At 34.2% G+C, this 25824-nt stretch carries 19 protein-coding genes and 1 pseudogene; 13 read left to right on the top strand and 7 right to left on the bottom strand.

Going from position 1 to position 25824, the window contains the following annotated elements:
• Positions 1-32: 32 nt before the first annotated feature.
• Positions 33-1232 carry a DUF885 domain-containing protein gene (locus AC4PRO_RS17075; RefSeq protein WP_492118237.1) on the bottom strand — a complete coding sequence of 400 codons (1200 nt, stop codon included), beginning with the start codon at positions 1230-1232 and terminating at the stop codon, positions 33-35.
• A 177-nt stretch (positions 1233-1409) separates the two neighbouring features.
• Positions 1410-4154 (bottom strand): TonB-dependent receptor, encoded by a 2745-nt coding sequence (locus tag AC4PRO_RS17070; RefSeq protein WP_492118236.1) that lies wholly within the window; start codon positions 4152-4154, stop codon positions 1410-1412.
• A 177-nt stretch (positions 4155-4331) separates the two neighbouring features.
• Here AC4PRO_RS17070 and AC4PRO_RS17065 point away from each other — a divergent pair, with 177 nt between their 5' ends.
• Together AC4PRO_RS17065 and AC4PRO_RS17060 are read left to right on the top strand one after the other, a co-directional pair.
• Positions 4332-5015: a response regulator transcription factor gene (locus AC4PRO_RS17065; protein WP_074724206.1), complete on the top strand. Its 684-nt coding sequence runs from the start codon at positions 4332-4334 to the stop codon at positions 5013-5015.
• Between the two features lie 82 nt (positions 5016-5097).
• Positions 5098-6207, top strand: coding sequence for a sensor histidine kinase (locus AC4PRO_RS17060; RefSeq protein ID WP_492118235.1), 1110 nt, complete (start codon positions 5098-5100; stop codon positions 6205-6207).
• 33 nt (positions 6208-6240) lie between these two features.
• Here AC4PRO_RS17060 and AC4PRO_RS17055 read toward each other — a convergent pair.
• From AC4PRO_RS17055 to AC4PRO_RS17040, 4 genes and pseudogenes are all read right to left on the bottom strand, one after another.
• A pseudogene (locus AC4PRO_RS17055) lies at positions 6241-6795 on the bottom strand (sodium-dependent bicarbonate transport family permease).
• A gap of 28 nt (positions 6796-6823) precedes the next feature.
• Complete coding sequence (locus AC4PRO_RS17050; RefSeq protein ID WP_415583321.1) at positions 6824-7081, bottom strand: sodium-dependent bicarbonate transport family permease; 258 nt, start codon at positions 7079-7081, stop codon at positions 6824-6826.
• Between the two features lie 125 nt (positions 7082-7206).
• Positions 7207-8166, bottom strand: coding sequence for an L-threonylcarbamoyladenylate synthase (locus AC4PRO_RS17045; protein WP_492118234.1), 960 nt, complete (start codon positions 8164-8166; stop codon positions 7207-7209).
• Between the two features lie 12 nt (positions 8167-8178).
• Entirely contained in the window at positions 8179-8487 is a 309-nt protein-coding gene (locus AC4PRO_RS17040) for a hypothetical protein (RefSeq protein WP_492118233.1), read from the bottom strand.
• A 78-nt stretch (positions 8488-8565) separates the two neighbouring features.
• Between AC4PRO_RS17040 and AC4PRO_RS17035 the strand changes: the two genes are divergently transcribed.
• The 10 genes from AC4PRO_RS17035 (at position 8566) to phoU (ending at position 19557) form a co-directional block, all read left to right on the top strand.
• Positions 8566-9522: a LysR substrate-binding domain-containing protein gene (locus tag AC4PRO_RS17035; RefSeq protein ID WP_492118232.1), complete on the top strand. Its 957-nt coding sequence runs from the start codon at positions 8566-8568 to the stop codon at positions 9520-9522.
• A 401-nt stretch (positions 9523-9923) separates the two neighbouring features.
• Positions 9924-10838, top strand: a complete 915-nt coding sequence (locus AC4PRO_RS17030; protein ID WP_492118231.1) for a TerC family protein — start codon at positions 9924-9926, stop codon at positions 10836-10838.
• Between the two features lie 95 nt (positions 10839-10933).
• On the top strand, positions 10934-11770 hold the full coding sequence (locus tag AC4PRO_RS17025) for a universal stress protein (RefSeq protein ID WP_492118230.1): 837 nt from the start codon (positions 10934-10936) through the stop codon (positions 11768-11770).
• Positions 11771-11954: 184 nt separating this feature from the next.
• Entirely contained in the window at positions 11955-13250 is a 1296-nt protein-coding gene (locus tag AC4PRO_RS17020) for a porin (protein ID WP_492118229.1), read from the top strand.
• A gap of 228 nt (positions 13251-13478) precedes the next feature.
• Positions 13479-14696 (top strand): porin, encoded by a 1218-nt coding sequence (locus tag AC4PRO_RS17015; RefSeq protein ID WP_492118228.1) that lies wholly within the window; start codon positions 13479-13481, stop codon positions 14694-14696.
• A gap of 133 nt (positions 14697-14829) precedes the next feature.
• The gene (locus tag AC4PRO_RS17010; RefSeq protein ID WP_492118227.1) at positions 14830-15693 is read left to right on the top strand and encodes a PstS family phosphate ABC transporter substrate-binding protein; all 864 of its coding nucleotides are present in this window, start codon (positions 14830-14832) and stop codon (positions 15691-15693) included.
• Between the two features lie 183 nt (positions 15694-15876).
• A complete protein-coding gene (gene pstC / locus AC4PRO_RS17005; protein WP_245744982.1) occupies positions 15877-17085 on the top strand; it encodes a phosphate ABC transporter permease subunit PstC in 1209 nt (402 codons plus the stop codon).
• Between the two features lies 1 nt (position 17086).
• Positions 17087-17965, top strand: a complete 879-nt coding sequence (gene pstA / locus AC4PRO_RS17000) for a phosphate ABC transporter permease PstA (RefSeq protein WP_492118226.1) — start codon at positions 17087-17089, stop codon at positions 17963-17965.
• Between the two features lie 109 nt (positions 17966-18074).
• On the top strand, positions 18075-18827 hold the full coding sequence (gene pstB, locus AC4PRO_RS16995) for a phosphate ABC transporter ATP-binding protein PstB (RefSeq protein ID WP_074724216.1): 753 nt from the start codon (positions 18075-18077) through the stop codon (positions 18825-18827).
• A 61-nt stretch (positions 18828-18888) separates the two neighbouring features.
• The gene (phoU, locus tag AC4PRO_RS16990; RefSeq protein ID WP_074724217.1) at positions 18889-19557 is read left to right on the top strand and encodes a phosphate signaling complex protein PhoU; all 669 of its coding nucleotides are present in this window, start codon (positions 18889-18891) and stop codon (positions 19555-19557) included.
• Between the two features lie 80 nt (positions 19558-19637).
• Here the strand turns inward: phoU and AC4PRO_RS16985 are convergent, their stop codons facing one another.
• Positions 19638-20705, bottom strand: coding sequence for a glycosyltransferase (locus tag AC4PRO_RS16985; RefSeq protein ID WP_492118225.1), 1068 nt, complete (start codon positions 20703-20705; stop codon positions 19638-19640).
• A gap of 1493 nt (positions 20706-22198) precedes the next feature.
• On the opposite strand from AC4PRO_RS16985, the gene AC4PRO_RS16980 reads away from it, so the two are divergent.
• A partial coding sequence (locus AC4PRO_RS16980) for a beta strand repeat-containing protein (protein WP_492118224.1) occupies positions 22199-25824 on the top strand: 3626 nt, incomplete at its 3' end.

Raw genomic sequence — 25824 nt, 5'->3', positions numbered from 1 at the left:
CAAAATGCAACAAAAAAACTAACTTTGAATAACTAACTAATTAATGGACTTGTTGCGATAGGTCCTTGAATCCGCCCTGCACTAGCCGTTTTCTCTCTAAAGACTTCCGTTCTTCTAATTTCAAATTTTGTTTTGGGTTGTAGGGAGAACAATTTGTCTACATTTGGTTTTATTACAGCGTAGATTCTTTCAAAGTTAGCAATTACTTGCTCTGGTTTTTTGAATGGTTTTAACTCTGGTTTGTTTCTTACATAATCAAAAAATTCAAGTAAGCTACCTTTAAAACCAACCTGATTTTTTACTTTTTCCATTTCGGCATTCAATCTCGCTACTTCTTTCAATCCTAATTCATGAATTGCGTCAGGAGTCATTGTGGTTGTCGTCCATTGTTTTGCATAAGTGGCATATAGTTCTTTTCCAAAAGGCAAACTTCCTATTCCGCTGGTTGATCTTGATGCAGCCAGGTATTCGTTTTTAAGAAAAGCAGTCATTTTTTTAAACTTAGGGATCAGTTTGTCATTGATTTCCGCGGTATATTTTGCCGTTAAATCCTTTTTTGTTTCTTCAGAAAATGTCGAGGGCATTAATTTTATGGAAGAATAAAATAGATTGTCTTCAATATTAGCAGTTGGCATATCTTCGAACTGAGGAATTACTTTCACGGTTAATGATTTTGGTAATACTACTCCTTGTTCGATGCCTTTTTTCATGTAAACCATTGCCGAGTCGATCCAAACGCTATACCGATCCATTCGTTGCAGGAAATTGGTATAATCTTTTTCTGTTTTAAAAGGCTGCGCGCTAGTTCCGCCGGCATATTGCCCCATCGTTAAATGAGTTCCCCAAAACTGATGAACAGGCATTAGATTGGTAGGCTGTTTCAATAATTCTTTACCTACTTCAACTTCCCATTTTATAATTTCATAACTGTTTTTTTCTTCTGGGCTAAGTTCCGCTTCCTTTACTTTATTTAAGGCCGTTTCATATTTAGTATAAAAAGCCAATTGATCTTTTCTAAAACGGTCAGTCATCTCTAACTGTAACTGATCGTTGTATTGGTTTTGACCATTTTGAGTTGCAGCCAATGGGTCTAGTGCATTTTTATCATCAAAATAGCTTTTGGTTATGGTGCTAAAGTTTTCTTTGTCGTTTTTTGTATTATTTTCTTTTTTGCAATTCAGAAACAATAAGGAAAAAACAGGGACTAAAATAAATACGAATGTTCTTTTCATGTAAATTGGTTATTAGGTAATTGAAGCTAATTTACTCAAAAAAAACGAATTCTTGAGGATTTGTATTTTACGTCGAAAAGGGAGTAGCTGATTTAATGGCTTTAGATGTAAAACAAAAAAAAGAGGTTGCCTTTTGTAGACAACCTCTTTGGTGGTTTTTTGAACAGTACTGTTTGATTAAAATTGGTAATTCAAACTTAGGCTTATTGTGGCTCCTTTTTTGTAAGAGAGAACATTTACATCACCAGTTGTATTTGCTTGTACTCTATTGATCGCGGGGTTTAATAGGTTTTTTGCTACTAGCCCTAATCCTAATTTTTCAGTTAGTTTAGCTTTCGAAATAAAATCTAATGAACCAAAAGCTTTGTCAATTAAGTCTCCTTTGTTGCTTGTCCCGATTGCATTGACTCTATCTGAAAAGTAAGTGTAAGCTACAGTTGTTGTAAGGTTGCTGTTGCTGCTCCATTCGTTGAAGAAAGTTAAGTCGGCATTTAACAATAAATCTGAAGCTCCTGTGAATTTTCCTTTTTTGTTTGTGAAATCAACTTGAAAATCTGTTTCTCTTTTTACTTTTTCTGAATTTAATTCTTGATTGCTATATAAATAAGAAGCGTTGATACCAGCAGAAAGTTTTTTTGCATTGTCTGAATCGATATTTAAAAGTTGTTTTCTATATTCTACTTCAGCCCCAGCAACATAACCATAGTCTCCTGTGTTTATAAACGAGATGTCATTTGAGGAAGACAATATCGTTACCTCATTCATTGGGTTTAGGATGTATTTTCCAAAAGCAGTTACCGAAATTAGCTCGTCACTTTTTGGGAACATTTCCCATTTTAAATCTAAATTATAATCATCAGATTCATATAAATCTTTATTACCTACTTTTACTTGTAATACTTCTTCGTAAATAAACGGCGCTCTTTCTTTAAATTGAGGTAAAGTATAGGTTTTGCTTAATCCTAAACGTAAATTTTGTTTGTCGTTCAATTCATATTTCATAACTAAACTGGGTAAGAAGGCCGTTTTTTCTAATTGATCTTCTCCAATTGCGCCTAGTTGTGTGTTCCATTGTACTTTTTGAGTAATTTGTTCTCCTCTAAGACCTAATACAGCAGTTAATTTTTTGAATTTGTATTCCGTATTGGCAAATGCGGCATGAATCATTAGGTCTCCTCCGTACGTTTGTGGATCTAAAGCATTAAACACTTGAGAATTTCCTCTAAAAGTTGCTATTCTAAAATTATCGTTGTTAAAATTATCTTGATTATAAAATAAATCTAAGTTATTAGGGTCAACAATGGTATTCGTATTACCACTTGTGGCTTTAATATTGAATTGAGTAGCTTGAAATCCTCTTGATTTAATTCTTTCGTTTAGACCAAAAGTAATTTTTCCTAGGAAGTCACCATCTGCATTTTTATTAAATTTGTAATCGTATGAAACGTTTGCAGCTAGTTCATCTTCTTTTAATTTTTGGAAGTATCTGTGGTTATCCGGAAGGGATATACTTGACAATTGGTAGCCAGTAGCTTCTTTTCTAAAAATGTTTTGTACCCTGTCTGGCATACTTGCATCAATGATGTTGTAGGAAACGCCCCAATTCAATTTAGAACGATCTCCTATTTTGTGTTCTCCTAATATTTGGTTAACCCATAAACTGTTTTTTTCATAGTTAAAACGTCGTATTAAACCGTTGCCATCATTTGCAATATCGACAATGTATCCGTAGTACTCTTCTTTTGATTGTGTTGAGGTATTGATGTATAAAGTATTGAAACTTAATTTGTTATTGTTGTTTATTTTGTAACCAATATTAGCCATTCCGGTAGTATTCGTTTCGTATTTTAATTCATTATAGTTTTCAAAGATTTTATTGGCAATTCCATTACCGTTAACACCTGCTTTTGCGGTTCCATTATTTTTAGCTGAGAAATCGTTATTGAATGAAGCTGTTGCAAAAAAACTAAGTTTCCCTTCTGACCCTACGTCAAATGATTTTCCTCCAGAGATACTAAAAGAAGTAGCTATTGGAGTATAATCTTTCATTTGAAGAGAGCTAAAGTTGAACTGTGTAAGAGGATTGTTTGGAATTGATTTTTTTGTAAAACCCAATCCGTCAAATCCTTTTTGCAATTTAAAATTGTCTTCTGCAATTGCATTCGTGTTTACTTTAGAACCAATGTCAATTTTTAAAAATCCGTTTCCTTTGTAGTCTTTCGAAATAATATCAACGTTACCTCCTGCAAAGTCGCCATATACATTTCCGCCATATACTTTGTCAATGGAGATGTATTCAACAATGTCTGTAGAGAAAATTTCAAGGTTTAAGTTTTTCTTTTCTGGATCATTTGATGGAATTGGTAGACCATTCATCGTGGTAGAATTGTATCGGTCGCCTAGACCTCTTACAAATATATTTCCTGAACCTTCTTGTTTTGTAATACCACTAGTTTTTGTTACAGCAGTTGCGACATCACTAACCCCTTTTCTAGATAATTCTTGAGTCCCAATGCTTTGTTGAATTCCAACAGCATTTTTCTGGTCTAGTAGCAAGGCGGTTTCTTTTTGTTTGTTAACAGTAGTTGTTATAACTACATCATCTAGTTTATAACTAGAAGATCCTAATGCTTTGCTTAGTGTTATTGTTTCTCCGCTTTTTACTATAATAGGAGTCTCTATAGATTCATACCCGATGAAACTAAACTGTATTATGTAATTTCCTGCTGGAGCATTAAGTGAATATTTACCGTCAATATCTGTTGTTCCGTTTATTTGTGTTCCTTTTAATAATACGTTTGCAAAAGGTAGCGTTTCGTTGTTTGAATCCTTATCAGTTAGTACTCCAGAAATAGTACCTTTAGTTTGAGAAAAAGCAAGGGTACTGATAAAAAGCGTTAAAATGAATAATTTAAGTTTCATAGTTTGTTTAATTTTTTGCAAAGTAATGGTGTCTTTGTAAAGTTTGCGTTATTGGCAGGTTACCATTACGTTTGTTAAATATTACTAAATAGTTACCAAATTAATTTACGGTTAATACTACTTTTTTGCTATTCATTTATTCTTATATTTACAACTGCAAGCGTAAATTTGCTAAATATGAAAAAGAAACACACCAAGATTTTATTAGTTGATGACGAGCCAGATATTTTAGAAATCGTTGGTTATAATCTCACGCAGGAAGGATATCAAATTTTTACGGCTACTAATGGAAAAGAAGCTATTGCTAAAGCTAAAAAGGAAGTACCGGATTTGATAATTATGGATGTGATGATGCCGGAGATGGACGGAATGGAAGCGTGTGAAAATATTAGAAAAATTCCGGAGTTAAGTAATGTGATTATTACTTTCTTGACTGCTAGAAGCGAAGATTATTCGCAAGTTGCTGGATTTGATGCCGGAGCGGATGATTATATTACAAAACCGATTAAGCCAAAATTATTAGTTAGCAAAGTAAAAGCATTGTTGCGCCGCTTAAAAGAGAGCGAGAAAGATAGTGAAACCTTAAACGTAGGCGGGATAGAAATCAATCGCGAAGAATATAAAATAGTTAAAGATAATATCGAAATTTCCTTACCTAGAAAAGAGTTTGAGTTGTTTTATTTGTTAGCCTCTAAACCAGGAAAAGTGTTTAAGCGTGATGAAATTCTGGACAAAGTTTGGGGAAATGAAGTAGTGGTAGGTGGAAGAACAATCGATGTTCATATTAGAAAGCTACGAGAAAAAATAGGCGAAGATCTTTTTAAGACTATTAAAGGGGTTGGTTATAAATTTGAAGTTTAAATTAGATATAATAAATGTTGTTTATGGAATGTAAGGCCATCCTCAAAAGGCTAAATTTTATAAGCAACGGACGTACTTAAAAATGAAAATAAGTTTTAAAAAAACCTATAAGTTTGCCGTAAAATCAGCATTATATATCAGTATTTTTTCTACAGGATTCGTGGTCTTGTTGGCTAGGAATTTATTTCAGTTTACTACAAAAGATATGTCGTGGTTTGCTGTAATATTTGGTTTTGCGATGGCGATTTTTTCGTTTATTGTCTTACAGTATCGCGTAGAACGCTTTATATACCGACGTGTAAAAAAAATCTATGACGATGTTTCATTATTAGAATCTAGTACATTCATTAATAAGCCCATTACTACTGACATGGAAACGCTGACTAGGGAAGTAAAGAAATTTGCAACCGATAAAAAGCTGGAAATCGAAATGTTGCAAGTGCGAGAAGAGTACCGCAGAGAATTTTTAGGGAATGTTTCGCATGAATTAAAAACACCGTTATTTACCGTACAAGGTTATATTTCGACTTTATTAGATGGGGCGATGGAAGATAAAGTGATTCGAAAGAAATACTTGAAACGTGCCGAAAAAGGAGTGGAACGCCTGATCTATATTGTTGAAGATTTAGATATGATCACTAAGCTGGAAGTGGGGGATCTGAATTTAGATTATTCAGAGTTTGATATTGTAGAATTGATTCAGAATGTCTTTGACTTATTAGAAATGAAGGCGGAAAAAAAGAAAATCACCCTAGCATTTGAAAACTACCACATCTTACCTAATTGTGTAAGAGCAGACAGAGACCGTATTCAACAAGTTATTGAAAATTTAATCGTCAATTCAATTAAATATGGAAAAACTGGCGGGACAACCGAAGTGGCTGTAGTGAATTTAACTAAGAAAAAAGTACTAGTTCGCATAAGTGATAATGGGGAAGGAATAGAGAAACAAAATATCCCAAGGCTTTTTGAACGTTTTTATCGCGTTAATAAAAGCGGCTCTCGATCAGAAGGTGGTTCTGGATTAGGATTGGCGATCGTCAAACATATCATAGAAGCACATAAAGAGAAAATTTATGTGGAAAGTGAATTTGGCATTGGCTCAGAATTTTCATTCACGCTCGAAAAGCAAACGGGGAATAAGCAGCAAAAGACTGTTTCTAGTGTTATAGAAACAGCCTTTGAACTTTAGCTAATCGCTTATGTTTTTAAATGTTCCTGCTTACTAACTACATAAGACTATGGAAAGATAAATAGGCATTCCAAATGTTATATTAAAAGCAAAGGTAATGGCTAAGGCCATAGGGAGGAAAATTCCAGTATTTGCCTTTGGAACTGCGATTTTCATGGCGGCGGGGACTGCAATTTATGACGCACTTGAAGCTAAGACTGGAAAAATAAATCGGTTACCCATGTCAGCTGTTATAAAATGACTAAAGTATGCAACGAGGATTCCGTTTATCAATGGGATAATGATTGCAAAGAAGAAGCTGAACCATCCACTTTTAAAAAAGTCATTTAGTTTTCTACCGCTTACAATTCCCATGTCAAGTAAAAATAGGGCTAGAAATCATTTAAACATATCTGTGGTAAAAGGCTTGATGCCTAAGACTTGTTGATCACTAGCTAAGAAACCTATAATTAAACTTCCCGTGATTAATAGCACGCTACCATTGGTAAAAGAGCGTTTAATGAGGGAATTCATCTTAGTGCTGTGTACAGTGTTTTTATTGAATAATCGAATTAAAATCACAGCAACTATAATGTATGGAGCTTCCATTAGCGCCATAACGGCAACCATATGACCGCTAAAAGTATAGTTTTACATTTCTAAGAAAGTAGGAAGTTACAAATGTAACAGCACTAACAGAGCCATAAGCTGCAGTAATGGCACCTGAATTCTCGATACTAAAATGTTTTTTAAGAATAAAAAAACTATAAAGAGGGATAATGAGTGCGATTAAAACTCCGAAGGCAACAGACCAAATGATATCAAGTGTAAAATGACTGTGAGCTAATTCTTGTCCGCCCTTAAAACCAATTGAAAAAAGAAGATAAAGTGAAATGAATTTAGAGGATTTTTCGGGAATTTCTAAATCACTTTTTAGACGAACAGCGATGAGATATCAAGTAGAAAGGATAGTAAGGCCGGATTTATGATGTTTTTAAGGATTAAATCGAAGTTCATTATTTATTTTTTTGTTGCCCTTTCGAGTCTGTCGTTAATAGTTCTTCCTAAACCATAATCAGGAAATTTTTCGGCGATAATTACATCCAGCTTTAATTGATCTAATTTGTGTAAGGCGTTGTATAAACGGGAGGCGGCTTCCTTTAAATCTCCAGTAGGGGATAAAACCTCATTTGATACTATGTTCTGATGGTGAAAATGATTTTGATAGCTTAGTAATCCTATTGTTTTTGTGCTAAATAATGCCAGTTCTGTAGTTATATTTTCTGTTAATACGGTTTTTGTTTTTGGTGCATAATGTTTTGAAAGCATGCCTGGTGCTGAAGGTGTTTCTTCATCGTGTGTTTTTATTTTTAGGACACCAATAACAGCTTCGATTTCTTCAATAGTTATGGAGCCCAATCGATATAAAACAGCTGACCCTTCCTCAAAACCAATTATTGTAGATTCTATTCCGCTCTGGCATTCGCCACCTTCTAGTATGGTTAGTGGAGAATTAGTAAAATAGTCTGCAACATGTTGTGCTTTTGTGGGGCTAATAGAGCCAAATGGATTTGCACTTGGCGCAGCCAGTGGGAAATCTAATTGTTCTAAAAGTGCTAATGTTACTGGGTGATTAGGAACTCGAACTGCGACAGTATTTTTTCCCCCAGTGACTAAATCTGGAATGGTGTTTTGTCTTTTTAATACTAAGGTCAAAGGGCCGGGCCAAAAAGCATCCGCTAATAGCAGGGCTTTTTCGGGAATTTCAGTAGCGATCTGATTCAGATCAGCAACCGATTTGATATGAACGATCAGTGGGTTGTAGAAAGGTCTTTTTTTTAATTCGAAAATCTTTTTGATCGCTTTTTCGCTGAAAGCATTTCCCGCTAATCCGTAAACCGTTTCCGTGGGAATGGCCACGATATCATTTTGATTTAAAAGTGCTGCGGCATCGTGAGATGAAGTGCTGATTAAAGCCATTTTTTTTAAATTTTAAGCTATGGGTTCTAATTTTTTTGCTGGAACTAAGGATATCTGGATATCCCCTTCTATTTTAAACTGCATATCGTTTAGAAGGGAGTAAGCAATTAAATCTGAAATGTTTGCTGAAGCATTAGTGAGCAATTCAATTCTGATTTTGGAATGAGTAGATTTTTCGTTAAATCGGATCTCGTTGCTGAAATTCTCTAACTGATGGAAGTTAATTTTGCTGTTTATTAACCCCAGCAGGATCTTTTGAGCTTCTAGTGATGTGTATTGCCCCTCCACTAATTTGAATTGATAGTCTTTCTCTTTTTCCATTGTCTTTTTAAGCAAATGTAGGACGGTTAAATCATGTGTTTTTATTTATATTTGTAATGTGATCTATAAAAATATTTTATGAACTATACTTTGCATCAATTGTATGTTTTTCTTAAAGTTAGTCAGAATAAGAGTATTACTAAAGCGGCTGTAGAATTACATCTTACGCAGCCCGCAGTTTCTATACAATTAAAGAATTTTCAGGATCAATTTGAATTTCCATTAACGGAGGTTATCGGTAGGAAGCTGTATGTGACAGATTTTGGTAAGGAAATTGCCATTGCTGCCGAGAAAGTTTTAAATGAAGTCGAGGCGATTAACTATAAAACTTTGGCTTACAAGGGAGAACTAAGCGGGCGTTTAAAGATCTCAATTGTATCTACGGGTAAATACGTAATGCCTTATTTTCTTTCTGACTTTTTAAAATGGAATCCAGGAGTAGATTTGATTTTGGATGTCACCAATAAGAAACAAGTTTTAGAGAGTTTAGAGAATAATGAGGTTGACTTTTCTTTAGTGTCGGTTTTGCCAGATTCTATACAAATTAATACCGTAGAGTTATTACCTAATGCACTTTATATGATGGTAAATGCGGAACAATCATTCGAAAAAAAGATTCACAAGGTGTCTATTTTAGAGAAATTAGCGGTTATTTATCGTGAGGAAGGTTCTGGAACACGTTATATAATGGAAAAGTTTATCGAAAATAATAATTTGACTGTCCCTAAGAAGGTAGAACTTACAGGAAATGAAGCAGTAAAACAAGCTGTTTTGGCTGGATTAGGGTGTTCCATTATGCCTTTAATAGGAGTGAAGAACGAGCTTAATAATGGTAGTTTGCAGATTGTACCCGTAGAAGGTTTACCAATTAAGTCGAACTGGAATCTAATTTGGTTAAAAGGCAAGAAGTTTTCGCCGGTAGCAACTGCTTATTTGGATTTCATTCAAAATGAAAAAGAAAGAATTATTGACACGTCTTTTAAATGGATTAAGGATAAAAATAGTGGTACTAGAAATGAAGAGCATAAATTTTAACGGCATTGGTAGGACTTTTTTTTTTGAATCACGTATGGAATCGGAATATAAACGAACTTGATACTCTTTTTTTATATAATGTAGTTTAGCTGTTTTTCAAGATGCTTGAATAAATACAAGTGATGTAGCTGGTCTAGTCTCTGTTTTCGTGGCTATAATTAAAGAACAGTTGCCAATGGACTGTGCTTTTTCTGTTTAATATACTTATTGTACTAGGGTGTAGAAACTAAGTTTTGTCGTATTTGTAAAAAAAACTATTTGTATAAGTAGGATTTTGAATAAATAAAACAGTATACTCCTTATCTCGTGTTAAAGTATTGTTTTTGAATTAATTACGATGTTGTAGTGTCAAAAAAAGAGCGTATATTTATTTCCTAATACTAAATTAAACAAGACGAGATATGCAAACGGACTTGATTTTCTGGATTGGATTTAATGTATTTGTATTGTTGATGCTTGCTTTGGATTTAGGTGTTTTTAATCGAAAAGCACATGAGATAACTATTAAAGAAGCCTTGATTTGGACGGGAGTCTGGATAATTTTGGCAATGTGTTTTAATGGACTTATTTATTATTGGCAAGGAGAAGTAAAAGCATTAGAGTTTCTTGCAGGCTACGTAATTGAAAAAGCATTAAGTGTAGACAATATATTTGTGTTCGTTCTAATTTTCTCTTATTTTAAAACACCAACTATTCATCAACATAAAATTTTGTTTTGGGGAATTATAGGAGCTTTGATAATGCGAGCTGCTTTTATTTTTGCTGGAGTAGCCTTACTCGAAAAATTTCATTGGACAATCTACGTTTTTGGGGCTATATTGATTTATACTGGATATAAAATGCTCACTCAAAAAGAGAAAGTAATTGAGCCAGAAAAAAATCCATTAATTAAAATTATCAGAAAAATTATTCCCGTAACAAGTGAATATCACGGGGGAGATTTTTTTATGAAACAAAATGGAAAACTATTTGCAACACCTTTGTTCTTAGTGCTAATATTAATCGAAGTTACTGATTTGATTTTTGCAGCAGATAGCATTCCCGCAATATTGGCAATTACTCAAGACCATTTCATTGTTTACACTTCAAATGTTTTTGCGATACTTGGACTACGTTCTTTGTATTTTGCACTAGCAGGAATGATAGATAAGTTTCGGTATTTGTCTAAGGGACTTGCTTTGATTCTAATTTTCGTTGGCTTAAAAATGTTGCTAGTTGATTTCTATAAGGTACCAATACAAATTGCCTTGTTAGTAATTATTGTCATTTTGATTGTAAGTATAGTAACGTCATTAAAGTCTAGTAAAAAATTATAGGACAGCCTTTAATAGTGTTGAAATGTAAAGTGTAGTTGGCAGACAATCTTTAAATGATTTAAAATAGTTGATACAAAAACGATAAATATTTAGCTATGATGGATAAAATTCTTGTTACTACCGATTTTTCTTCTAATTCAAAAGCAGCTTGTCGCTTTGCTATTCAATTGGCACTGCAATATAAGTGTGAGTTAACTTTTTTTCATTCCTATTATATTGCAAATCTAGGTTTGATTACTGGTGAAGACCTTGTTGATTTTGAAAATAATGCAGCTCATAAAATTCAAAAGAAGCTTAATAAATTTGTCGAAATTTTATATAAAGACATCGATGAGAGTCAGTTTATTAAAAAGTGTGTGATTAAAAGTGGAGTTCTCGTAGATACTAACATCAGAGAGTATGCCCGTGAAAATAATTTTAGTTTTATATGCATTAGTACCAGAGGATCTGGAAAATTAAAAAAAATATTTGGATCAAACACTTCAAATTTAATAAGACACTCAATAGTTCCGGTTATTGCTGTGCCTTTCAATTATCGCAGTAGTGAAATAAACAAAATTATTTATGCTTCTGATCTTTTGAATTTTCAAACTGAGATGAAAAAAGTAAGTGCGTTTGCAAAGCCTTTAAAGGCGCAAATCGAAATTTTGCATTTTGAGTTCCCGACTGACGTTACAGTGAGTCCGATTAGCCTAGATGCGATGATGATGACAAATGCAGCTTTAAATGTAAAAATGCATTTCGAAAAAATTAATTTAACGGAAAGCTTGGTTTTAAATATTCAAAGGGTAATTAAGAAATCAAAGCCATCAGTGGTAATTATGTTCACGGAGCAAAGTAGAAGTTTTTTTGAGAAGATATTTCACCCCAGTAAATCGGTTAATTATTCCTTTAATGCTAAATTTCCATTGCTTGTGTTTAATAAAACATAATGTGGTAGTTCTTTTGTCAATTTAAAAGTGCCGATAGTTTATAGCTTATTGTTTTTACAGGTTATTTTTCCATTTTTATATTGTTAATAAAATGTAAAACAAAGGTTAATTTTTTAATATTTTGTTAACGTTAACTTAACCTTGCCGTTTCATCTTTGCCAAAAATATAGTAACCCATTTAACTATGAAAAAAGTTTTAATTGCACTTTTTATAATTAGTACAGTAGTACTTCAGGCGCAAGACGTTAACAAAGACGCAATTTCAAAGGAAGTCGTCCGCGTTTTGGATTCCATAAACAAAGTAAAGGCAGCTGAAGAAAAAGTAAAGCCAAAAAAAGAGTCTCAATGGTATGATAAAATCAGTATTAGAGGATATGTTCAAACCAGGTATAATGGTTTGTTTTCTTCCAATGATAAAGTGTCCTGTGAGCAATGTGATAAATCATGGGGAACCACTATGACTGGCGATGATGTAAAATCAAATAATGGTTTTTTTATAAGAAGAGCTCGAATTGTCTTTTCAGGTCAAATACATCCAAATGTATATTTCTATATTCAACCAGATTTCGCAAGTTCACCAGGAACGGGAGTTAATAATTTTGTTCAGTTACGAGATGCTTACTTCGATTTGTCATTCGATACAAAAAAGGAATTTAGAGTTAGGATAGGGCAAAGTAAAGTTCCTTTTGGTTTTGAAAACTTGCAATCGAGCCAAAACAGGTTGACTTTAGATCGTAATGATGCTTTGAATAGTGCTGTTGCAAATGAAAGAGATCTTGGTGTGTTTTTCTATTGGGCACCTAGTAAAATAAGAGAGCGTTTTGCTATGCTTATTAAAGATGGGTACAAAGGATCTGGAGATTATGGTGTATTTGCATTTGGAGTCTATAATGGTCAAACCGCAAATAAATCGGAAGCAAATAAAAATCTGCACGTTGTAACTAGAGTAAGCTATCCTTTTATGATAGGAAACCAAATTATTGAGCCAGGGCTTCAAGCGTATACCGGTAAATGGGCTTTTGGAAGCGAAATTTCTTCTGGAGTTTCTGTAAAAGACAAACAATATACTCTTGATCAAAGAGTAGCAGCTTCTTTTATACTTTATCCAAAACCATTTGGTGTTCAAGCTGAATATAATTTAGGTAATGGGCCTCGATATAATAAAGTTACAAATTCTGTAGAAGTATCCAATTTACAAGGAGGTTATCTTACTTTAAATTATAAATGGGATTTACCAAAGAACCAATTACTGTATCCGTTTGCTAAATTTCAATACTATGATGGTGGAAAGAAATTCGAAAAAGATGCTAGAAGTTATACAGTTAGGGATTATGAATTAGGTATCGAATGGCAACCTTATAAGGCTTTTGAGTTAACTGCAACCTGGGTTATCGCTGATAGAACTTTTGAAGACAGTGTGCTTAAGGACAACAGACAGCAAGGAAATTTATTAAGATTACAAGTTCAGTTTAATTTTTAGTACTATATAACGGTATAAGTTGAAAACCATCATGTATTTTTAAAGAGTATTTGATGGTTTTTTTTGTTACGTTAAAAAGGCGTGTCTTATTCTTAAGTAGTTGAAAGCTTATACATTAATAGTTCGCATCGCTTTAATTTATTGTTTTGTTAACCTTTGCATAACATTAAAAGGTTTTGTTAGCATTAATTTTGCGCCCTGATAACACAATAATAACTAATTATTAAAATGAAAAATATTTTATTGAGTATCGTGCTAATGTTTACTTTGATAACAAGGGCGCAAGAGCAAAAAGTAAATAACGAAGTACCTGTAAAAAATTCAGAACTAAACCAATATCTGAGCGCATCGAAAAAACTAGGTTTTACAGAGAAAGATAGTCTGTTTCAGGTCAACATTGGTTTTAGAGTTCAAAGTAGAGCCGGTTTTCAAAAAACAGATGGTGAAACTGGAGTGATAGAAGGAGAGATTAGAAGAATGAGATTGAAGTTGGATGGTTTTATTTACAATCCAAAATTTGGGTATAAAGTGGAACTTGGTTTTTCGGCTAGAGATTTAGGAGTAATTAAGCAAGGAGAGAATGAAAATGTTATTTTAGATGGAGTTCTTTTTTATAAACCAACAAAGAGTTGGACAATTGCTTTTGGTCAAACTAAGTTGCCAGGAAACAATCAACGCGTGATTTCGTCAGGATCTTTAGAATTTACAGATAGAACCATCAATAATGCTAAATTTAATATTGATCGTGATTTTGGGGTGTTTTTTGATTATGCAAAGGAGAATCCAAATCGTTTTGCTTACGCTTTAAAAGGGGCTATTACTAAAGGAGAAGGAAGAAATTGGACGAAAACGAATGACGACGGTATTGCTTTAACTGGTAAAGTAGAGTTGTTTCCTCTAGGTTCATTTACAAAACATGGTTCGCTTTCTGAAGGAGATTTAGTAAGGGAGAAAACACCTAAGTTGATGATTTCTGGTGCTTTTAACCAAAATAATAATTCTCGAAGATCACAAGGAGAATTAGGAAGTGATTTGTTTGAGGCTAGAACTCTTAAGTCATTGTTTTTTGATGCGATGTTGAAGTATAATGGTTGGACAGGTAGTGCCGCTTATATGTCAAGAATGGCAGATAATCCTATTACAGTGAATTCTTTAGATCCCACAAAAACACAGGCGGTTTTTGTAGGTAATGGAGTCGATACTCAATTGAGTTATGTTTTTCCTTCAAACTATCAAGTTGCTTGTAGGTTTTCTACGCAAAAAGTAGATAGTGAAATACATTCTTTCACTCCTGATACTAATGAGTACGCCGTGAGTCTTTCAAAATATATTATGGGACATAAGTTAAAAGTACAAACAGAATTTTCTTATGAAGACAACAAGTATATTTCTGGAGATACAACAGGAAGTTGGTATGTTCGTTGTCAAGTAGAGATCGGTATCTAAGGAGCACTTTTTTTAAATGGATTTCAATTTCTAAAAGTGTAAAAAATAAATATTGCATAATAATAGCTTAACGCGGAGTTAACATTCAATTTGTACTTTTGCAAAAAATTAATAAAACCTAATAAAAAATAAAATGAAAACATCTAAATTATTTTTAATCTTACCTTTAATAGGTATGTTGAGTTGTGGTAAAGCAAAAACCGAAGATAAAGGAACAGAAGCTGCTACTACTGAAGTCTCTGTAACAATCAAAGGAAGCGATACTGTTTTGCCTTTGGCACAAAAAGAAGCTGAAGAATTAATGAAAACAAACTCTGGCGTAAGTATTACTGTTGTAGGTGGTGGTTCAGGTGTTGGTATTACTGCATTGATTGACGGTACTACTGATATCGCAATGGCTTCAAGAGACTTGAAGACTGAAGAAAAAATGAAATTTGTTGATGAAAAAGTTGATATTGAAGAAGTTATAATTGCATATGATGCATTAACAGTAATTGTTAATCCAGCAAATACCGTTTCTAAATTAACTCGTGAGCAGTTAGAGAAAATCTTTACAGGAGCAATCAAAAACTGGAAAGAAGTTGGTGGTGCTGACGAAAAAATTGTTGCTTATTCAAGAGAATCTTCATCTGGAACTTATGAGTTCTTTAAAGAAGAAGTTATGGACAAGAAAAACTACGCTACAGATATTTTGAACTTACCTGCAACTGGTGCAATCGTTCAAGCAGTAGGTCAAACTAAAGGAGCTATTGGTTATATCGGATTAGCATATGAAACTAAAGAAGTAAAACAATTGGCTGTGTCTTATGACCAAGGAAAAACTTTCATTGAGCCTTCTGTAGAAAGCGCTAAAGATAAAACATATCCAATATCTAGACCATTGTTCTACATGTTCGATAAGAAAAATGCTGCTAAAGTAAAAACAATTGTTGATTTTGCGCTTTCTGCTGAAGGACAAAAAATTGTTTCGGAAATAGGTTATGTTCCGTTGAATTAATAAAGGTTAATTTTATGGATACGGAAAAGGTTGCCTCATTGGGGCAACCTTTTTTATTTGTAAGTTTGTCGTAGTTTTATAATCCCAATACTCGCTTAACATTAAGTTAACATAAGGTTAACGATGGGAACACATTCGGCGTGTTTGCCTGATGTAATTTTGCTAAAAATAAAAAACACTCTTTTGAAAACAAATTTTAAACAGATTAAAGAGAAGGTGATTGAATCTATTTTAATGTTAAGTAGCGCCGCTACTAGTATTACAGTAGTTTTAATTGTCTTTTTTCTATTTATAGAAGGTGCTGGGGTTTTTACTAAAAAACCTATAGACAAGGGGTTTTTATTGGCGGTAAATGAGTCAAATCCAGTAGGTAAATTAGAGCCGTCCCAAATAAAAGATATTTTTGATCAAAAAATTATAAATTGGAGTGAGCTTGGTGGGAAAGACGAGCCTATCGTTTTGTTTAGAACTGGAGATATAACGGATTATTATACAGAGGAAGAGCTTGGGGAGAATTTTGTTAACTTCCCTGACAAAATAAATGAGCTTATCGCTAAAACACCTGGAATCATTGCGTTTTTTTCAGATAAGTATGTGAATAAAGAGTTTAAAGGAAAGGAAGTAGATATAAATAAAATTAGCGTTTATAAATTCTTATCTGGTGAAGAATGGTTTCCTACTGCTGAACCTGTGGCTCAAATGGGTGTTAAACCATTAATTTATGGTACATTATGGGTGAGTTTAGGAGCTATTCTATTGGCTTTGCCTATTGCTTTGGCAGCAGCCATCTACTTAAGTGAAATCGCAAAGAAGAGAACACGTAATTTATTAAAACCCCTCATCGAACTTTTGGCGGGAATTCCGTCCGTTGTTTATGGTTTTTTTGGATTAGTGGTTATAGTACCCTTAATTCAAAGTGTTTTTAATCTACCGGTAGGCGAAACAGCATTGGCGGGAAGTGTAGTGCTTGCAATTATGGCTCTGCCTACGATTATCACTATTTCAGAGGATGCGATGCGTAACACGCCACGAGCGATGAAAGAAGCTAGTTTGGCTTTAGGTGCATCTCATTGGCAAACGATTTATAAAGTGGTAATTCCCTATTCTGCATCTGGGATAACTGCCGGTGCAATTTTAGGAATTGGTCGGGCTATTGGTGAAACCATGGCTGTATTGATGGTAACTGGAAATGCTGCGGTAATACCTCATTCGTTTTTAGCGCCTATTCGAACAATTCCGGCTACTATTGCAGCGGAGTTAGGTGAAGCTCCAAACGGAGGTTTGCATTATGAAGCTTTATTCGCATTGGGTTGTATTCTATTCATAATTACTTTTGGAATCAATATGTTAGTAGAATTAGTGACCAATAGAAACTCCCATAAAAAACACTAATATGAGTATTGAAAATAATTTAGCAAAGAAAAAAAGAAGAAGTCAAAAAATTGCTTTTGGGCTTTTTACAGCTACAAGCTATGCTATAGTAGCACTTCTATTTGTAATATTAGCCTTTATAGTAACGAAAGGGATTGGTGTTATAAGATGGGAATTCATCAGCGCGATGCCAAAAAATGGGATGACCGAAGGCGGTATTTTTCCTGCCATTGTTGGAACGCTTTGTTTGGTTTTGGCAAGTATGGTATTTGCATTTCCTATAGGTGTACTAGCGGCTATTTATATGAACGAATATGTAAAGGACGGCTGGCCTAAAAAAATAATTAAGCAAATGACAAATAATCTTGCGGGAGTTCCATCCATCGTATTTGGACTTTTCGGGATGTCATTATTTGTAAATAAGTTGGAATTTGGAGATTCGATATTAGCGGGTGGATTGACATTGGGTTTGTTAGTGCTTCCGGTTATCATTCGAACAACAGAGGAATCATTAAAAGCAGTAGACGACACCTTTAGACAAGCAAGTTTTGGGTTGGGAGCAAGTAAATGGGAAACGACAAGTAAAATTGTATTTCCAATTGCATTTCCTAATATTGTTACGGGATTAATATTATCCGTAGGAAGGGTTTCTGGAGAGACTGCGCCTATTTTATTTACTGTTGCGGCTTATTTTTTACCTAAATTGCCTACTTCTATCTTTGATCAGGCGATGGCATTGCCTTATCATTTATATGTAATTGCAACTAGTGGTACTGATATTGAAAAATCAAGAGCAATGGCTTATGGTACAGCGCTTATATTAATTATTATTGTATTAATTTCTAATTTATTGGCGAATGCACTTCGTAAATATTATGGAAAAAAAGTAAAAATGAATTAATACCGTTTGCTAATTCATACTAGTCTAATGATCTCAGGCATCGGGAGGATTAAATGAATTATACAATTGTATTACAGCGGAATAATTAGATTTAAAATAAAAATATAACATGCATAAAATAGAATCAAATAACGTAAATTTTTACTACGGGGAAAATCATGCTTTGCGTGATATTTCTTTGTCAATGAAAGAAAATACGGTTACAGCATTAATTGGGCCATCAGGGTGTGGTAAGTCAACTTACCTTCGTTTATTAAATAGAATGAATGACCTTATAGACGGTACTAAAATGACTGGAAGTATTGTTATTGATGGAGCAGATATTTACGAAAAAAACACAAATGTGGATAATTTGCGTAAAAATGTTGGAATGGTTTTTCAAAAACCAAATCCTTTTCCAAAGACTATATTTGAAAATGTAGCCTATGGATTGAGAGTTAATGGGATTACTGACAAAAATGAAATTGAAGAACGTGTCGTTACGACGATTGAACAAGTGGCACTTTGGGATGAGGTAAAAGACAAACTGAAAAAATCAGCTTTTGAACTTTCTGGAGGACAACAGCAAAGGTTATGTATCGCTCGTGCTCTAGCAATAAAGCCTTCTATATTATTGATGGATGAACCTACATCGGCTTTAGATCCAATTTCCACTTCAAAAATTGAAGAACTGATTTATGAGCTAAAAAATAAGTATACCATCGTTATCGTTACGCATAATATGCAACAAGCTGGTCGTGTGAGTGATACTACCGCTTTTTTCTACATGGGCGAGTTGATTGAGTACGATAAAACAAAGACTATTTTTACAAAACCGGCTATAAAGCAAACAGAAGATTATATAACAGGAAGATTCGGATAAGAATGATTTTGATTTGTATTCAAAATCTATTAACTTTAAATCTTCAAATCTTTAGAAAAAAATGGCATCACACTTAGAAACAGAACTTGGTAAACTTAGAGGCATAATTATAAAAATAGGAGGCCTAGCTGAAAGTCAGGTTGCTGAAGCTGTTAAGGCAGTACTTTCAGAACCCGTTTTAGAAAGTAAAGAAGTAAAGAAAACAGAAAATAAGATTGATAAATTAGATGTGAAAATCGATGATATCTGTCAGAGTGTTTTCGCTTTGCAACAACCTGTTGCTTCCGACTTACGATTTATCATATCGGCAATGCAAATTAGCAGAGAGATAGAAAGAATTGGCGATTTGTCAATGAGCATCATCAAACTGACCAAAAGTATTAAAGAGAAGCATGAACTTATATCAAAATTTAATATTGCTGATATTGTGAGAGGTGCAGAAGATATTACAGCGAAGACTAATGAGTGTTTCCTTAATATGGATGAAACTAGCGTTGAAGAAATTTTCAAATTAAACACTGATGTTAAAAGTAAGAGCAGCGATGCAATTGATAATATCATTGGGGAAATGAAAAATAATTCAAAAACAGTGGTGTCTGGTACCAACTTAATTATTGCATTGAAACACTTTGAAAGAATTGCTGATCACAGCACAAACATTGCAGAATCTGTTTTTTTTATGATTAATGCGAAGACTATTAAGCACGAAAAATTTTCCGATAAGAATTAATTTGATTCACAATTTAATTAAATAAAAAGCTGGTTTTTATATCAAATAACGATGTAGAAACCAGCTTTTCTATTGAGATTTTAAATTTCAAAAACCTCAAATAGTTTTTTCCAATCGGGAGTATTGTCAAAGCAGGATAAGCCGCTATATTTTTTAATGTCTGGCAAGTTATCTATTCTAAAATCATCTTGTTCTGCAAAAGGAACTATACCGTCTTCTTTTAATTTTTTTGCTAAATATAATTGTTCGTATTGTCCTGGGGTGGGAATGAAAAATGCTTTTTTGCCTAGTCGTGCCAGATCCATAATTGTAGTATAACCTGAGCGTGCCAGAACAATTTCACTCTCGTTAAAGGTTTGTTCCAGTTGTCGACTGGTCATAAAGTTAAAATAGGTAATGTTTTTTAGCTGTTCCTTTTTTTGTTCCTTTTCTACAATTCCTTTGATGAATACTACATCGCCTCGATAACGCTTTAGTTCGATTTTCAGGATAGATTCTAATAATCCCCGTTGCGGTTCAGGACCGGAGAGAATAACCATCAAATCATATTGTTTTGGGATTTCTTTTTTATGCATACGGCTTAATGCGCCTATGTATTTTGGTGTAAATGGCAAGTTAGTCGAGTGACTTAATTGCCCAGCAAGATTTGGTTCGCCTGCAACATCAGGAATCCAACATTCTGCATATTTTTTGATGATTTTTTGATGCAATTTACTTGTTAGCCAAGTCGTATTCCCCGTCATCACATTGAGCTGATGTGTTATAAATACACAGGGAACATTTTTGTTATGAACACCCAGTCTGTTGTCAGAGATAATGCCGTCGATATCGTATTGTTTGATCCATGAAGCTACCAGTTTTTTTTCATTCCAAATGGCTTTCAACATCTTAGGAGTATTTTTTAATAACTTCCATTTGAAATTTTTACCGTTTTTAGCATACTCGATTTCGTAAGAAGGCAATTCGAGTGTTTGTAGATAAGGAAATTCTTTGCGTAACATAGCAAGGGCTATTCCATCAGAAGCGATTATAGGAATGTGATTGCTTTCTTGCAATGCCTTTATTATAGGAATGCAACGCGTGGCATGACCCAAGCCCCAATTTAACGGAGCAACCAATATGTTTTTGTTGGTAGCATTTGATTCCATAGTTGTGAAAGCAGTTTTTTTATTGTTAAAGATAGCGTATGTTACAATTTTTATATGTTTTAAAGTATTACCAAACCAATAAATAATTATTGTGTAGTCTGGTTGTCATTAGAATATCATTTGCTCCTATTTTAAGGTTTGTTAGGAGATACTCAAAAATGCCGTTTTAGGAATGTTGATAATTTCGCACAACGTTAATTTGTAAAAGGTGTGCCAGATATACTTTTATTCTGTGACAAAATTCTTGTTTTTTACTTAATGATTTTAATTTTTTTTGCATTGATATTCAATATGTTATTCTGGTATTTCTAAATAAATCCTAAAATAATCATTAAGTAAATACATATAATCTAGAAGGTTGATTGTATTTTGTCTGTAAAAAACAGCATTTAGACGATTAATAGATAATTTAATGAATTTTATTTTTTTTATTCTTTGAGATTTGTATACTTTCGTGAATGTACTTGATGTTTTTTACTACAATTTGTGTACAGAAAATCGTTTAGCTGTTAAAAATAATTAATTTTTTTGTGTAAAAATTACATTTAGAAGGTAGTAGAAATAGTCTGTTTTTGCGATGCCTTTTTTTAAAGATGGATTTATTTAGTGATGATTTTATTTTCAAATTTAATAAAAACATACATTTTATTTTTGCATGGGTTTCGTTAGTTAATCTATTGAATTGAAAGGTCGCTATAGGCTTAATTTTAAGTGATTATTACAATAATGCAAGCTTTTATACAAAAAGAAGTACAATGGTTAAAAAAATCTATAGAATAGACTTTTTTTTACTATCATTTAATTTAAACTAATGTTGTTAATGCAGTATTACAAAATTAACGTTAATTTTGTCAACAAGTTATGAACAAAAAAAATATATTAAGATTGTTTGCCCTAGCAAAAATCTGCCATGTTTCACCTTAAATCGCTATGTATGGAATTAACATTACTCCTCACGCTGTTTAAAACCTATTTTTCTAAAATCTCGTAGATGAAGTTAGAAAATAGATTCAATAAACAGTTCTACAGCTTATTTATCAAATTATAACTGATAGATAAAAGCTTTTTAAGTCACTCTTTGTTCAGTTAATTAAAAAAAAGTTAGAATTTATCATTTTATAATGAATTTTACAATTATAGCATTGAAGAAGGTGTTGTCTCAATAATAACAAACTAATAACAAACTAATAAAAAAATTAAAGTATGAAGAACTTTACTATTTTGTTTCGATTATCATTATTTTTTATTTTGCCTGTGGTAGAATTTATTAATTTATGTTGGAACGTAATTGTTTCGGTTATTGGTTATTACTTTATTAGCGTAACTAATTTTACCATTGCTGATAATACTATGATTTTTGTTAGTAATTATAGGGTATGATTTTATTATGAAAAACCTAACATTAAATTTATTCGATGTAGATTTAATGTTAGGTTTTCTGTGTGAATAATCGATTTCCAATCTTTTTTGTTTCTAATATGCCCCATATATACATGAAAAACTTTACCTCATTGATGAATCTTCTTTTTAAGACTCTAGTAGCTCTCCTTTTTGTTTGCTCTGCGCAAGCACAAGTTTGTGGGACTCCAGGTGTTGATGGACCAGCAAATATTTCAAGTTCAGTCAATACCTACTACCCTATTTTAGTTAATGAGCCAACGCTTAACACTGGTGCTCAAGCTATCAAACTGGGCTCAGTTCCAGCAACCGACGCTTATGGAAATAACTTTGGTTCAATTCCAATCAAGATAGGTGATTTATTACTGATTATCCAAATGCAGGATGCTGAAATCAATTTTACCAATTCTCAGGCTTATGGATCTGGCTCTTCAACCGCGGTAGATGGTTTAGGAGGATCTGGATTTACTGACGTAGGCAACACTGGTATTTTTGAATACGTAATTGCAACAAATAACGTTCCTCTCACAGGGGGGAATTTGACTTTTAAAGGGACCGGAGCTGGCGGTGGAGTTTTAAATAGTTTTTATAATGCTGCAGCAACAGCTAGTAGAGGAAAAAGAACATTTCAAGTTATACGCGTTCCTCAATATTCTAACCTAACACTGACAACAAACATTACAACTCCTCCATTTAACGGAAGTGCCGGTGGTGTTATTGCGTTCAATGTTTCTGGTTCGTTTAATTTTAATGGAAAATCAATCGATGGTAATGCAAGAGGTTTTAGAGGAGGTTACAGTCCTCAAGCTTCATCAAACGCAAATAATTCAACTACCTACGTTGGATTAGCTTCAAACACTGCAATATCGGGTAAAGGAGAAGGAATAGCTGGAACACCACGTTTTATGTGGGATGGATTTAATCAAGTTGACAATGCCGTAGAAGGCATGCCAGGAGGTTCATCGGGACGTGGAGCTCCAGGTAACGCTGGTGGTGGTGGTAACGATCATAATGCCGGTGGTGGTGGTGGTGGTAATGGAGGATTTGGAGGATTAGGTGGTAAAGGCTGGCAAGGTGCTGGTGGAAGTACTGACCCATTAACAGGTGGTGGTAGACCTGGATTCAGATCTTACAGTACTGCTACCCCACCACTCAACAGAATCGTGATGGGTGGTGGTGGTGGTGCCGGTGATGCTAATAATGCTACAACAGGTGTTAAAGGAGGTGTTGGAGGTGCTATTATACTCATAAATGCGGGAAATACCGAAGGTACAGGTTCTATTCTATCTAATGGAGGAAATGGAGCAGCAGGAGCATATAGTGGTTCACCTGATGGAGCTGGTGGTGGAGCTGCTGGAGGAAGTGTTTTTTTAAATATAACTAGCGCGAGTACTTCAACTATCACAATTTCTGCCAAAGGAGGAAATGGAGGAAACACTGAAAATGACAATAACAATTCACATGGCCCTGGTGGTGGTGGTGGTGGTGGTATCATACGATACAACGCAACTGGTGCTACGATTAACACAAATATAGCAGGAGGATTAGCCGGAAAAACCGTAAATGGTGGTACTGGGTTTACTAATCACGGTGCAATAGGAGGAAGTAATGGGGTGTCGTCCGCATTTATCGCTTCTGATCTTCCTCCAAATCTTCAAATTAATTCAAATTGTTTCCCATCTTTAGAAACCACTGTTGAATCAGTTTCAAAAACGGTTTGTAATGCAATCGATGGTGAAGTAATATACAAAATTCAGATAAAAAATGCTGGTTCAGGTAATGCTGCAGAAGTTGCTTTGGATTTTGCTTTTCCTACAGGTGTTGATTTTACTTCTGCTTCGGCCTCTTATTCTGTAGGAGCGTCTGGACCAACAGGAGCTTTGACTAATACAAACACAGCTAATAACCCTCTTTTAGGTAGTTTTAATATCGCTTTAGATGGGGTGGTAACGATTACATTAAAAGGAAAAATAACAACTTTAGGTACTTCAGGAATTAAAAATTCTAGTGCGCAAGCTCTGTATTTAGATCCCACAAGGAAATCAGCAAATCCGAACAGGAAAATTACTGCTTTTACAAATGCCTATGGCTCAGCAAATGCAACATACGATGGACTCAATCATTCCAATGTTGATGGGATTAATTATAACGGCTTTCTAGCAGCTGCTACTGCTGATGATGTTAATTTCGTTGCTTTGCCCGTTGCTCCAACTGCAACTATTACGCAACCAACTTGTACTACTTCAACAGGAAAAATAACTACAAACACTCCAGCAAACGGTACAGGAATTACGTACACATTAACTGGAACTACTCCCGTAAGTGCAGCAATTACAAATTCAACTGGTGTGTTTTCTAATTTAGTGGCAGGAACCTATGAATTGACTACAACCAATTCAAGTGGTTGCATATCATCTCCAACAATTGTAACTATTGACACAGTTAACAATTCACCAACCACGACTGGTGTTTTTATCTGTACTGGACAATCTGGTAGTCTTTCAGCTAATGGATGTAAAAGTAGCGAAACTGTATATTGGTATACACAGGAAAGTGGAGGTACTTCTATCGGTTCTGGAGCATCATTTAACCCAGTTGGAGTTAGTGGTTCTGGATTGGCTAACACAAATACTCCAGGAACAACGGTTTTTTATGCTGCTTGTTTTAAGGGTAGTAATAGCACAGAATCATGTAGAACAGCCACTAATTTTGTTATAAATACAAAACCTACAATCGATTCAACAGCACCAGGCTTTAACTGTGGTCCAGGAACAGTTACATTAGGTGCAAGTTCAACATCAGGAACAATTAATTGGTTTGCAACTGCAACAAGTCCTACTTCACTGGCAACTGGCTCTAGTTTTACAACTCCAAGTTTATCATCAAGTACCACTTATTACGCAGAAGCAAGCTCAAATGGTTGTACCTCTGCAAGATCTGCAGTAGTAGCAAGTATAAACACAATTCCAACTATAACTTCAACAACTCCAGCAACTAGATGCGGTGCAGGAACAGTTGTATTGCAAGCTACTGCATCAGCAGGTACGGTTAGTTGGTATGCTAACGCACAGGGAGGAACGGCCTTAGCAACTGGTAACAGTTTTACAACTCCTTCAATAAGTACAACAACAACATATTATATAGATGCTACCTCTAACGGTTGCTCTTCTACATCTAGACTAGCTGTGGCAGCAACAATAAATGCAGCTTCAACTATTACACTTACTACTGGTACACAAAGTCCAACAGTATGTTCTGGAACGGCTATAACTTCAACCGTTTATACTTATGGTGGAAGTGCAAACAATGCAGCGGTGACCAACTTACCTGCTGGATTAACTTCTAGTGTAGATACTACTGCTAAAACAGTAACTATTAGTGGTGCACCAACTGCTTCTGGAACCTATACGATTACCACTTCTGGGCATACTGCACCGTGTGCAGCTGTAGCTATTAGTGGAACAGTAACACTTATAACAAGTAATACAGCATCGGCTGCTTCGTCTACCCCTACGCTTTGTATCAATACTGCTTTAACTAACATTACACATACAACAACAGGAGCAACAGGAATAGGAACAGCTACAGGATTACCTGCAGGAGTTACAGCTGCTTTTGCATCAAATACAATTACCATTAGTGGAACACCAACTGCTTCAGGAACATTCAGCTATAGTATTCCTTTAACAGGTGGATGTGGATCGGTGAATGCTACAGGAAC

It is taken from the genome of Flavobacterium sp. DW-iso2 (assembly GCF_058725285.1).
Note: the sequence above shows the minus strand (reverse complement) of the source record. Positions and strands in the feature narration are given on the sequence as shown.